This is a genomic window from Methylobacterium sp. GC_Met_2, from assembly GCF_026540795.1.
Lineage (GTDB): Bacteria > Pseudomonadota > Alphaproteobacteria > Rhizobiales > Beijerinckiaceae > Methylobacterium.
This window is the reverse complement of sequence record NZ_JALNUM010000001.1, coordinates 107743-119568: the sequence shown is the minus strand read 5'-3', so window position 1 is coordinate 119568 and position 11826 is coordinate 107743. Positions and strand designations below refer to the sequence as shown.

Genomic DNA, 11826 nt, shown 5'->3' with positions numbered 1-11826 from the left:
GGTTCGGTTAGCCGGGGCTCAGCGCGCCTCGGCGAAGCTCGTGCCGTTGTCGATTTGGGCGTACTTGGTCTTCGCCTCCTTCAGCCAGTCGGCGTAAGCCTGCTCGCTGACCACGCGGACGACGATCGGCATGTAGGCGTGCCGCTGGCCGCACAACTCGGAGCACTGGCCGTGGAAGGTGCCTTCCTTGTCGGCCTTGAACCACATCTGGTTCAGGCGGCCGGGCACGGCGTCGATCTTGAAGCCGAAGGACGGCATCGCCCAGGAATGCAGCACGTCCGCGGCGGTGACCTGGATCTTCACGATCTTGCCGACCGGGACCACCATCTCGTTGTCAGTCTGCAGCAGGCGGGGCTGCTTGTCCTCGTCGATGTTGGCATCGAAGGTGAAGCCGCCGCCGGCCTCGGTCTGCGGGTACTCGTAGGACCAGTACCACGCATGGCCGATGACCTTCACGATCATGTCGGCCTTCGGATCGGAGAGCTGCGTGCGCAGCAAGCGGAAAGACGGAATCGCCACCGCGACCAGGATCAGCACCGGAACGATCGTCCAGGCGACCTCGATGGCGGTGTTGTGGGTCGTGCGCGAGGGTGTCGGGTTGCGCTTCTCGCCGAAGCGGAACACGCACCACAGGATCAAGCCCAGAACGAAGACCGAAATGGCCACCGAAAGCCAGTGCAGGCCGATCTCGAAGTTCAGGATGTCCCGGGCGTTCTCGGTGACCGGGATCTGCCGGCTCATCTCCCACGGGATCGGCTGGCCGAAGCCACCAGCCTGAGCATGCGCTGTCGGGAAGAGCAGGGCGCCGAGCGTGGCGAGCCTCCAGAGTGACCGGTTGATCGTCCGCACCGTCCGCATCTGCCTCTCGTGGCTCCCCTGGCTGCCTGGGTCCCGTCGGCCCCACCCAACTGCGAGTGGGATTGTGCCAACGTGACGGAGCGCCGGTTGTGTCACCCGGCATTATCCGACCGGGGCTTCAGACCACAAGGGCCGCCATGGCGCAACCGCACAAGCGTCGCATCGCGCGCTTTCCAGCTGTTTGCGAGGGGCCCGCCGCGATCGCGCTCCGGTTTGCCGCCGCACCATTGCGTCGCGAACGGTGATCGATACGTAGGGGCGACGCCATCGGAGCGCTGCATGTCGACCGACACCGGGACTCACCCCACTGGCCTGCCGCCCTGCTCGGTGAAGGTTCCGATGCAGGTTGTTGCCTACACGGGCGATGCGACGCAGTCCGGCGACCGGGCGTTGCCCGGCAACCGGGCGCTCGCGGTCGAGACACCGATCAACCTGGTGTACGGCAGTGTGCCGCATGCGGTGATGATGGCGACGCCGTCCGATCTTGAGGATTTCGCCTACGGCTTCAGCTTCACCGAAGGGATCGTGGAGGGTGTCGAAGAGATCCGCGGAACGCGGGCCGAGGCCGGGCCGGACGGCGTGCGGCTCCACATCGATCTGGCCCCGGGGCGGCTGCGCGAGCATCTCGCCCGCAAGCGCGCGATCAGCGGACGCACCGGATGTGGCGTCTGTGGCATCGAGGATCTGGCGGAGTTGCCCCGGGCGGAGATGCATGCCGTCCCGTCTCTCCAGATCCGGCTTCCAGCGATCGCCCGGGCACTCGCGGGCCTCGACGCCGCACAGCGTCTCGGGGCCGAGACTCGGGCGGTCCATGCGGCCGCCTGGGCGAGTCTCGACGGTGAGCTTCTGGCCGTGCGGGAGGATGTCGGACGTCACAACGCGCTGGACAAACTGATCGGCGCCCTGATGCGGGCCGGAACCCAGGCGGACCAGGGATTTCTCGTGATCACGAGCCGCTGCTCGTTCGAGATGGTCGAAAAGGCCGCGCGTCTCGGTGCGGCCGTGATCGTGGCGATCTCGGCACCGACGTCCCTGGCGCTCGATCGGGCCCGAGCGCACGGAATCACGCTCTGCGCCATTGCACGCGCCGACACGGTGACGGTCTTCACAGGGGCGGAGCGGCTCGTAACGGCATAGGACGTTATTGAGCCGCCGCCGGCTCCTTCTCGGATGGGCCCGGAACGATGGTCGCGCCGCCGATCACCCGGACGGGCTTCTTCTCGGTCGGCGGATCCTTCCAGTCCTTGACGGCCGGTTTGGTCGCATCCGCCAAGGCGGGGGCGGCGGGTTTGGCCGCGTCGTCCGGCCGCGGTGCAGGACTGGCGGACGGTGCCTTGTCGATCGCCGCGGCCCTGGTCTCGGGTACCGGTTCGGTCTTCGGTTCGACTTTAGCTGCCTCGGCCGGGGCGATCTTCGGGGCCGGCGCTTCGGGCGAGGTCCGATTCGTTGCACGAAGCTCGGGGTTCCGTGCCGGTGCGGCGCGCGCAAGCCTGCGCGGCGGCGGGCTTCGCCCGGCGCTGTCGCGATTGATGCCGTCGGGGTTGCCGTCAGGCCGCGCGGTCGTGCGTCGATCGAGACGCAGGGTTGGGGCGTCCGCTTCCGGTACGGCGCGAAGCGCGCGCCGGGGTCCGGCATCCTCCTCGGTCCAGCCGAAACCCGGGGCAGGCCGCTCCAGCCGCGCATACGCGTCGGGCGCGCCGAGGCGCTGGCGCCCGACGATCCCGCCCGATCCCGGATCCACGAACAGCCGCATCGGCATGCCCGCCGGGTTCACGGCTTCGACGACGTAGACGCGCCCGTTGAAGCGCGGACGGCTCAGACCGGTGAAACCCTGGTCGGCGAGGCGCCACGCCACCACCCGCGGGGGCACGATCTCCTCATCGAAGGCGAACTGGGCGCTGGCCCCGCGGCAGAGGCCCAGCAGCGCGCCGCCGCACAGGAGTGAGGCGCAGAGCGCCCGGCTCATCGTGGTCCGAAGGCGCGCGGACGTCCTGCTCGTCATCATCACTCTGGTGCGTTCCCGTGCTGGAGACCCGGCAGAGTATCCGGTTCCGGCATGGTCCGGGCCGGTAGGACCCGGACCTCGACCATGCCGGCAGGGTCGTTGCCCCGCATGCCGCTTGTGCTCGGCACCGCGGGTAGACAACCCGATTCGGGCGAGATTGCGGAAGCGGTACGCGACTCTTCGACAGGCGACCGAATGCCTGTTGGAGGGCTGGGCGGCGGTCACTTGCTGAAAGCATTTCAATCTGGCAATTTCGCGACATAGGACAGCACAACTGTCCCATTGGCCGTGCACCGGCCGTCGCCGTCTCGCGTGCGGGCGAGGCATTTCGGCAGACGGATACGGGCGCGCCAGCGCACCGCTCCCCGAGCGGTCCGGGTCCTCGATGAACGCGAGCCGAAGGACGTGTCCCTGCGGACCGGCCGGACGGCCTGCGGCATGTGGTCGGAATGGCTGGCGCCGACGGCTTGCGGGCACGAAACATGCTCGCAGGTTCATGAGCGGGCGCTCATGAGCGGACGGTGTCGAGGGAAGGACGAATCGAAGCATGTCACAGCGCAGGCCCGTCGACGCGTTTGCCGCTTCCGCGCTCCAGGCTGCCGCCCCGCGCGGTGGCACGATGCCGCTCATCGTGCGCGATCCCGCGCTGCCGAAAGCCCAGGGCGCCTACGATCCGGCCAACGAGCGCGACGCCTGCGGCGTCGGCTTCATCGCCGACATGCACGATCGCCGGACCCACGCGATCGTCCAGCAGGGTCTGAACATCCTCGAGAACCTCGATCACCGGGGTGCTGTCGGTGCCGATCCGAAGATGGGCGACGGTTGCGGCATCCTCACGCAGATCCCGCACGGCTTCTTTTCCGAGGAATGCTCGCGCCTCGGCTTCGAGCTGCCGCCGGCCGGCGCCTACGCGATCGGCCAGTTCTTCATGCCCAAGGCCGAGGAGCCGCGGGCGATCATTCAGGAGATCGTCGAATCGGTCCTCGCGTCCGAAGGCCTGCCGCTGCTCGGCTGGCGCGACGTGCCGGTCGATTCGGAGGATCTCGGCGTCGCCGTGAAGGCCACCGAGCCCCACCACCGTCAGGCCTTCATCGGCCGGCCCGCCTCGGTGACCGATCAGGACGCGTTCGAGCGCAGGGTCTACGTCGCGCGTAAGGGGATCTCCAACAGGGTCTACGCCCTCGACGATCCGCGGGTGAAGGAGTTCTACCCGGTCTCGGTCTCGACCCGGACCATCGTCTACAAGGGCATGGTGCTGGTCACGCAGCTCGGCGGCTACTTCCTTGACCTGAAGGACGAGCGCTTCGTCTCGGCGATCGCGCTCGTGCACCAGCGCTTCGCCACCAACACCTTCCCGACCTGGCGGCTGTCGCACCCCTACCGGATGGTTGCCCATAACGGCGAGATCAACACCCTGCGCGGCAACGTCAACTGGATGGCGGCCCGTCAGGCGAGCGTCGATTCCGACCTGTTCGGCAACGACATCTCGAAGCTCTGGCCGATCTCGTACGAGGGTCAGTCCGACACCGCCTGCTTCGACAATGCCCTCGAGTTCCTCGTGCAGGGCGGCTACCCGCTCGCCCACGCGATGATGATGCTGATCCCGGAGGCGTGGGCCGGCAATCCTCTGATGAGCGAGGAGCGGCGCGCCTTCTACGAATACCACGCCGCCCTGATGGAGCCGTGGGACGGCCCGGCCGCCGTAGCGTTCACCGACGGGCGTCAGATCGGCGCGACGCTGGACCGCAACGGCCTGCGCCCGGCTCGCTACATCGTCACCGACGACGGGCTGGTGGTGCTCGCATCCGAAATGGGCACCCTGCCGATACCGGACGAGAGGATCGTGCAGTCCTGGCGCCTTCAGCCGGGCCGGATGCTGCTGATCGACCTCCAGAAGGGCCGCATCGTCTCCGACGAAGAGATCAAGGGCGAGCTCGCCGCCGCACACCCCTATGCCGAATGGGTGAAGAACACCCAGATCGTTCTGGAGGATTTGCGCCCGGTGCAACCCCGCGAGTCGCGCGGCGACGTGAACCTGCTCGATCGCCAGCAGGCCTTCGGCTACACCCAGGAAGACCTCAAGCTGCTGATGCAGCCCATGGCCGTCACAGGCCAGGAGGCGGTCGGTTCCATGGGCACGGATACGCCGCTCTCGGCGCTCTCCGAGAAGTCCAAGCTGCTCTACACCTATTTCAAGCAGAACTTCGCGCAGGTGACGAACCCGCCGATCGATCCGATCCGCGAGGAGGCCGTGATGAGCCTCGTCTCGTTCATCGGGCCGCGGCCGAACCTGCTCGACATGGAGGGCGCGTCCCGGCGCAAGCGCCTGGAGGTCCGCCAGCCGATCCTGACCAACGGCGACCTGGAGAAGATCCGCTCGATCGGTCATTTCGAGGACCGGTTCGACACCAAGACCCTGGACGTGACCTACCCGGCCGAGATGGGCGCGCAGGCCATGGACGGTGCCCTCGACCGGCTCTGCGACCGGGCCGAGGCGGCGGTACGCGGCGGCTACAACATCATCGTGCTGACCGACAGGGCGGTCGGGCCGGACCGGATCCCGATCCCGGCGCTGCTGGCTACCGCGTCCGTGCACAACTACCTGATCCGCAAGGGCCTGCGGACCTCGGTCGGCCTCGTGGTCGAATCGGGCGAGCCGCGCGAAGTGCATCACTTCGCGTGCCTGGCGGGCTACGGTGCCGAGGCGATCAACCCGTACCTCGCCTTCGAGACGCTGCTCGACATGAAGGACGAGTTCCCCCCGGATCTCTCCGACGACGAGATCATCTATCGCTACATCAAGGCGATCGATAAGGGTCTTTTGAAAGTGATGTCCAAGATGGGCATCTCGACCTACCAATCCTATTGCGGCGCGCAGATCTTCGACGCGATCGGCCTGAACTCGACTTTCGTGGGCCGGGACTTCTTCGGCACGGCGACGACCATCGAGGGCGTCGGCATGGCCGAGGTGGCCGAGGAAACGGTCCGCCGTCACCGCGATGCCTTCGGTGACGCGCCCGTCTACCGCAACGCTCTGGATGTCGGTGGCGAGTACGCTTACCGCCTGCGCGGCGAGGCCCACACCTGGACGCCCGACACGGTGGCCACGCTGCAGCACGCGGTGCGCCTCAACGTGCCGGAGCGCTACCGGGAATACGCGCAACTGGTGAACCGGCAGGAGAACCAGCTCAAGACTCTGCGTGGGCTGTTCCGCCTCAAGTCGGCCACCGAGATCGGTCGCGAGCCGGTCCCGCTCGAATCGGTCGAACCGGCCTCCGAGATCGTGAAGCGCTTCGCCACCGGCGCCATGTCGTACGGCTCTATCTCCAAGGAGGCGCACGAGACGCTGGCTATCGCGCTGAACTCCTTCGGCGGTCGCTCGAATTCGGGTGAGGGCGGCGAGGAGGTCGAGCGGTTCAAGCCGCTGCCGGACGGGCGCTCGCGCCGGTCGGCGATCAAGCAGGTGGCCTCCGGCCGGTTCGGCGTCACGACGGAATACCTCGTTAATTCCGACATGATGCAGATCAAGGTCGCGCAGGGGGCAAAGCCCGGCGAGGGCGGTCAGCTGCCCGGCCACAAGGTCGACGCCAAGATCGCCAAGGTCCGCTACGCCACCCCGGGCGTCGGCCTGATCTCGCCGCCGCCGCACCACGACATCTACTCGATCGAAGATCTGGCTCAGCTGATCTTCGACCTGAAGAACGTGAATCCGTCGGCGGACGTGTCGGTGAAGCTCGTCTCCGAGGTCGGCGTCGGCACCGTCGCGGCCGGCGTCGCCAAGGCGCGGGCCGACCACATCACGATCTCAGGGTACGACGGCGGCACCGGCGCGGCACCGCTGACCTCGCTCAAGCACGCCGGCGGTCCGTGGGAGACTGGGCTCGCGGAGACCCAGCAGACGCTGGTGCTTAACGGTCTGCGCGGGCGCGTCGCCCTCCAGGCCGATGGCGGTATCCGTACCGGGCGGGATGTGATCATCGCGGCGCTGCTCGGCGCCGACCAGATGGGCTTCTCGACTGCGCCGCTGATCGCGGCCGGCTGCATCATGATGCGCAAGTGCCACCTGAACACCTGCCCGGTCGGCGTCGCGACCCAGGATCCGGTGCTGCGCAAGCGCTTCAAGGGCACGCCCGAGCACGTGGTCAACTACTTCTTCTTCGTGGCGGAGGAGGTGCGGGAGATCCTGGCGTCGCTCGGCTTTACGAAGCTGGAGGAGGCGGTTGGCCGCTCCGATTTGCTCGACAAGGTCGAGGCCATCGCCCACTGGAAAGCGCGCGGGCTGAACTTCACCAAGCTGTTCCACCGGCCGAAGGTCGCCGAGGGCACGGCGATCCGCCACGTCGAGCGGCAGTATCACCCGGTCGACACCGTCCTTGACCGGCGCCTGATCGAAGGGGCCCAGCACGCCATCGAGACCGGCGAGCCGGTGGTCGTCACCGACACGATCCGCAACTCGGACCGGGCCGCGGGGGCGATGCTGTCCGGCATGGTGGCCAAGGCGCACGGCCACGAGGGCCTGCCGGACGACACCATCGTGGTGAAGCTCACCGGCACCGCCGGCCAGAGCTTCGGCGCCTGGGTGGCTGCCGGCGTGACCATCGAGCTGACCGGCCACGGCAACGATTATGTCGGCAAGGGTCTGTCGGGCGGAAAGCTGATCATCCGGCCGAGCGACGCGCTTCGCTCGCCTGCTGACCGGACCATCATGGTCGGTAACACCGTGCTGTACGGGGCTGTCGCGGGCGAGTGCTACATCCGTGGCTCGGCGGGCGAGCGCTTCGCAGTGCGCAACTCCGGCGCGATCACGGTGGTCGAGGGCATGGGCGACCATGGCTGCGAATACATGACCGGCGGCGTGGTCGTGTCGATCGGTGAGACCGGGCGCAACTTCGCGGCCGGCATGTCGGGCGGCATCGCCTACGTGCTCGACGAGGACGGCTCGTTCTCGGCGCGCTGCAACCTGTCCATGGTCGATCTGGAACCCGTCGAGGAGGAGGACGACCTGATGCGCCGCTTCCACCAGGACGGCGACCTGGAGACCAAGGGGCGGGTCGATATCCTGGCCGACATGTCGGGCCATGACGAGGAGCGGCTGACGCAGCTCATCAAGAACCACCTTAAATACACGGGCAGCCCGCGCGCCAAGGCGATCCTGGACGACTGGTCGAGCTATCGCACCAGGTTCGTGAAGGTGATGCCTGTGGAGTATCGCCGGGCCCTGCGCGAAATGGAGATGGCGCGGATGCCGGTGGCGGCGGAGTAGGGGGCGCGGCAGAAATGAGCGACCAAGTCGTACGCATACGCGTGACCAAGACGGGCGCAGGCCAACGCATCGATCTGCCGCCGGGCTTCGCGCTCGGCGGTGACGAAGCGATCCTGCGTCGGGATGGTGCGCGGTTCATCCTCGAGCCGGTCACCCGCCCTTCGCTCCTCTCTGTGCTTGACGGGATGTCCGACCTCGACGAGGCGTGGCCGGACGTCGTGGATCTGCCCCCGGAGCCGGTGCGGATCTGAATGCGCTACCTGCTCGACACCAATATCCTCTCAGCGTTGATACGATCGCCGCGGGGTGTGGTGGCCGGGCGGATCCGGCAGATCGGAGAAGCAGCCGTCTATACGAGTGTCATCGTTGCGGCTGAACTTCGCTACGGAGCGGTGCGGAAGGGATCGGCACGGCTTTCGCTGCAGATCGAGACAGTGCTGGACGCTTTGGAGATTGCGTCATGGCAGTCACCGCAGGACCGGCTCTACGCGGAGCTGCGTTTCGGGCTTGAGCAGACCGGAACGCCGATCGGCTCCAACGATCTGCTCATCGCTACGCAGGCGCTCGCTGACGGGAGCGTTCTGGTGACGGACAATACGAGGGAGTTCGCGCGGATCGGCGCGCTGACGATCGAGAACTGGCTCCGGTCCTGACCGGCCGTTCTCGATCATGCAGCGACGATACCGGCGCGAGGCAAGCGGCGCGATTGGACTAATCGATGGGCAAGATCACAGGCTTCCTCGAATTCGACCGGCAGGAGCAGAAGTATCAGCTCGCCGCCGACCGGGTCCGGCATTTCCGTGAGTTCACGCTGCCGCTCGACGAGCACGACCTGACCAAGCAGGCCGCGCGCTGCATGGATTGCGGCATCCCGTTCTGCCACGGGCCGACCGGCTGCCCGGTCCACAACCAGATTCCGGACTGGAACGACCTCGTGTTCCAGTCGGATTGGGAGGAGGCCTCGCGCAACCTGCACTCCACCAACAATTTCCCGGAATTCACCGGCCGCGTCTGCCCCGCGCCCTGCGAGGAGGCCTGCACGCTGAACCTCGAGAACCAGCCGGTCGCCATCAAGACGATCGAGCAGGCGATCGCCGACCGGGCCTGGAATATGGGCTGGGTGAAGCCCGAGCCGGCGCAGATCCGCAGCGGCAAGCGCGTGGCGGTGGTGGGCTCGGGCCCGGCCGGCATGGCGGCGGCGCAGCAGCTCGCCCGGGTCGGGCACGACGTCCACGTGTTCGAGCGCGAGCCGAAGGCCGGCGGCTTGCTCCGCTACGGGATCCCGGACTTCAAGATGGAGAAGCGCCACATCGACCGGCGCGTGCGCCAGATGGAGGCCGAAGGCGTCGTCTTCCACTACAACCAGAACATCGGCGTGACGAAGCCGGTGGACGAGTTGAAGGCCGAGTTCGATGCCGTGATGTTCTGCGGTGGTGCCGAGGATCCGCGCAATCCGCAGCTGCCCGGCCAGGAGCTGGAGGGCGTGCACTACGCGATGCCCTTCCTCGTCCAGTCCAATCGGCGGGTGAACAACGAGCCGATGCGCGGCAACGGCGAGCAGCCGATCTTGGCCAGCGGCAAGAACGTGGTGGTGATCGGCGGCGGCGACACGGCCTCCGACTGCGTCGGCACGGCGTTCCGCCAGGGCGCCCTCTCGGTCACCCAGCTCGACATCCGCCCTCGGCCACCCGAGCGCGAGGACAAGCTGACCGTGTGGCCCTACTGGCCGACCAAGATGCGCACCTCCTCCAGCCAGGCCGAGGGCGCGGAGCGCGAGTTCCAGGCGGCGACGCTCCGGCTTGAAGGCAACAAGAAGGGCCGGCTCACGGGCGTCGTGTGCGCACGGGTCGATGCCAAGCGCCAGCCGATCGAAGGCTCGGAATTCGTTCTGCCGGCCGACCTCGTCTTCATGGCGATCGGCTTTGCGGGCTCGGTCCAGAAGGGACTGCTGGAGCAGTCCGGCATCGGTGTCGACAAGCGCGGCAACGTCGAGGCGAACGAGGAGGATTATCGTACCTCCGACGCGAAGATCTGGGCGGCCGGCGACATGCGCCGGGGTCAGTCGCTCGTGGTCTGGGCGATCCGAGAGGGTCGACAGGCGGCCCGCGCCATTGACGAGATGCTGATGGGCTCGAGCGTCCTGCCACGGTAGGACCGCGCCGCTCCTCCCCCTTTCCGACAGGGGAGGAGCGCTGTTCGTCGAGGCCGCTGATGTGAGTGCGAAGTATCTTAGGCCGGTGACGGCTTCAGCCTGGGGGCCAGCGAAAATCGTCGGCCCGACCGGGCTGCGGCATCGGGGCGTTCCCGCGCAGCAGCGTCCGCTCGACGGTCCCGAGATTGTCCGTATCCCGCGGGCGCCCGCTCAGCAGCGAGCCGCCGGGCGACACTTCCGTCCGGCTTAGCGGGATGACGGGCCCGGCCGCGGGCTTCACCGGCAGCGCCGGGACACCGGGGGGTTCCGGTAGGCTCGGCAGCATCGCGGTGATCTGCCGATCGATCGCCGCTGTGTCGGTCGACGGCCCGGTCCCGTCGAGGCTCGGGGCGGCGACCGCCGGTGCGCCGCTCGGGGCCACGGATGCGGACGGTTGATCGGCCGGCGCGGGCGTCGTTCCCATCAGGCGCTTGAGTTCGACATCGGCGAAATGCGCGAGCTTGCGGCCGCCGGCCTTCGTGAAATGAACGCCGTCGGCGGTGCGGAGCTTGGCGATCTGCCCTTCGGGGTCAGGCCCGGAGGCGGCGTAACGGTCCCGGTCGTCCACGAAGCCCGGCCAGATATCGACATAGGTCGCGCCGGCCTTGGTCACGCTGTCGCGCACGATGTCGTTGATCGCGGCCAAATCGCGGCTCAGCGACTCGCTCTGCACAGGCGGCAGCCCGACCCAGACCAGCGGCAGCTTCCGGTCGGTGAACACCTTGATGAGCGCGTCGACCCGCGCCCGATACAGGGTACGCCAGCGGTCGGTCAGGGGATCGACGGTCTCTTCGCCGTCTCGGATCGGCTGCCTGTCGTTGGCGCCCAGCATCACCACGGCGTAGCGGACCTTCGGGTTCGTCTGAAGGTAGTCCTGGGCCACCTTCGGCCAGTCGACCACGTCCTGGCGCACGAGCCCGCTGTCGCCCTTGGCGCGGTCGATCACCGCGACATCGGCGTTGTCCTCGAAGACGTCGTCGAGGCCTTTCGCGAGATGATCCGCCAGGGAATCACCGAACACGGCGATCTGCACATGAGGCTCGGTCTTGGCGATGGCGGGCTTCGATGGCGTCGGAGCCCGGGCGGGGCGTACCCGGCGTTTGATCGCGGGCATTGGCCGCTGGGCCTCGGCGGGACTGTAGCTGTTCCGGGGACGCGGGGCCCGGTAGGTCCGCTCGGGCGGGGGCGCGACGGGTTGCGGCCGGTCCTCCCAGGGCCAGTAGAACTGGCGCGGCGCCTCCTGCGGCGGCGCGGCGCGGGGCTGGCGACCATAGCCTCCGTCATCCCGGTAATAGGCTTCCCGGGGGCGACGGCGTGGGGGCGCCTCATAGTAGGTGCCATTGCCGGGCTGCTGATAGCCATCGCCCCATTGCGCGAAGGCGGCCGCCCCGCCGAGCAGCGGAAGGGCACCGAGCCAGAGCGCTGTAGCCAGACCCAGATGCACCGGCCGTCTTGAGCCGCAGCGACCAGCGACGTTCATGCGCATCCCGCACTCTTCACAACGAACGG

Annotated in this window: 8 protein-coding genes; 5 read left to right on the top strand and 3 right to left on the bottom strand. The window is 67.9% G+C overall.

Annotation, left to right across the window (positions count from 1 at the left end):
* Positions 1-18 precede the first annotated feature (18 nt).
* On the bottom strand, positions 19-858 hold the full coding sequence (gene coxB, locus OXS49_RS00600) for a cytochrome c oxidase subunit II (RefSeq protein ID WP_267420856.1): 840 nt from the start codon (positions 856-858) through the stop codon (positions 19-21).
* A gap of 279 nt (positions 859-1137) precedes the next feature.
* Here coxB and fdhD point away from each other — a divergent pair, with 279 nt between their 5' ends.
* Positions 1138-1995 carry a formate dehydrogenase accessory sulfurtransferase FdhD gene (fdhD, locus tag OXS49_RS00595; RefSeq protein WP_267420854.1) on the top strand — a complete coding sequence of 286 codons (858 nt, stop codon included), beginning with the start codon at positions 1138-1140 and terminating at the stop codon, positions 1993-1995.
* 4 nt (positions 1996-1999) lie between these two features.
* On the opposite strand, the gene OXS49_RS00590 is transcribed toward fdhD, so the two are convergent.
* Positions 2000-2863 (bottom strand): hypothetical protein, encoded by an 864-nt coding sequence (locus OXS49_RS00590; RefSeq protein WP_267420852.1) that lies wholly within the window; start codon positions 2861-2863, stop codon positions 2000-2002.
* Positions 2864-3482: 619 nt separating this feature from the next.
* Here OXS49_RS00590 and gltB point away from each other — a divergent pair.
* The 4 genes from gltB to OXS49_RS00570 all read left to right on the top strand — a co-directional run bounded on the left by gltB (position 3483) and on the right by OXS49_RS00570 (position 10278).
* Entirely contained in the window at positions 3483-8126 is a 4644-nt protein-coding gene (gene gltB, locus OXS49_RS00585; protein WP_267420915.1) for a glutamate synthase large subunit, read from the top strand.
* A 14-nt stretch (positions 8127-8140) separates the two neighbouring features.
* On the top strand, positions 8141-8377 hold the full coding sequence (locus tag OXS49_RS00580) for an AbrB/MazE/SpoVT family DNA-binding domain-containing protein (protein WP_267420850.1): 237 nt from the start codon (positions 8141-8143) through the stop codon (positions 8375-8377).
* On the top strand, positions 8378-8779 hold the full coding sequence (locus tag OXS49_RS00575) for a type II toxin-antitoxin system VapC family toxin (RefSeq protein WP_267420849.1): 402 nt from the start codon (positions 8378-8380) through the stop codon (positions 8777-8779). It abuts the gene before it with no gap.
* A gap of 65 nt (positions 8780-8844) precedes the next feature.
* Entirely contained in the window at positions 8845-10278 is a 1434-nt protein-coding gene (locus OXS49_RS00570) for a glutamate synthase subunit beta (protein ID WP_244002847.1), read from the top strand.
* Between the two features lie 94 nt (positions 10279-10372).
* On the opposite strand, the gene OXS49_RS00565 is transcribed toward OXS49_RS00570, so the two are convergent.
* The gene (locus tag OXS49_RS00565; protein ID WP_267420848.1) at positions 10373-11803 is read right to left on the bottom strand and encodes a DUF459 domain-containing protein; all 1431 of its coding nucleotides are present in this window, start codon (positions 11801-11803) and stop codon (positions 10373-10375) included.
* Between the last annotated feature and the right edge of the window lie 23 nt (positions 11804-11826).

What these genes read in the sequence shown, in the direction of transcription:
- coxB (WP_267420856.1), bottom strand. Translation starts at nt 858, where the DNA reads ATGCGGACGGTGCGGACGATCAACCGGTCACTCTGGAGGCTCGCCACG.
- fdhD (WP_267420854.1), top strand. Translation starts at nt 1,138, where the DNA reads ATGTCGACCGACACCGGGACTCACCCCACTGGCCTGCCGCCCTGCTCG.
- OXS49_RS00590 (WP_267420852.1), bottom strand. Translation starts at nt 2,863, where the DNA reads ATGATGACGAGCAGGACGTCCGCGCGCCTTCGGACCACGATGAGCCGG.
- gltB (WP_267420915.1), top strand. Translation starts at nt 3,483, where the DNA reads ATGCCGCTCATCGTGCGCGATCCCGCGCTGCCGAAAGCCCAGGGCGCC.
- OXS49_RS00580 (WP_267420850.1), top strand. Translation starts at nt 8,141, where the DNA reads ATGAGCGACCAAGTCGTACGCATACGCGTGACCAAGACGGGCGCAGGC.
- OXS49_RS00575 (WP_267420849.1), top strand. Translation starts at nt 8,378, where the DNA reads ATGCGCTACCTGCTCGACACCAATATCCTCTCAGCGTTGATACGATCG.
- OXS49_RS00570 (WP_244002847.1), top strand. Translation starts at nt 8,845, where the DNA reads ATGGGCAAGATCACAGGCTTCCTCGAATTCGACCGGCAGGAGCAGAAG.
- OXS49_RS00565 (WP_267420848.1), bottom strand. Translation starts at nt 11,803, where the DNA reads ATGCGCATGAACGTCGCTGGTCGCTGCGGCTCAAGACGGCCGGTGCAT.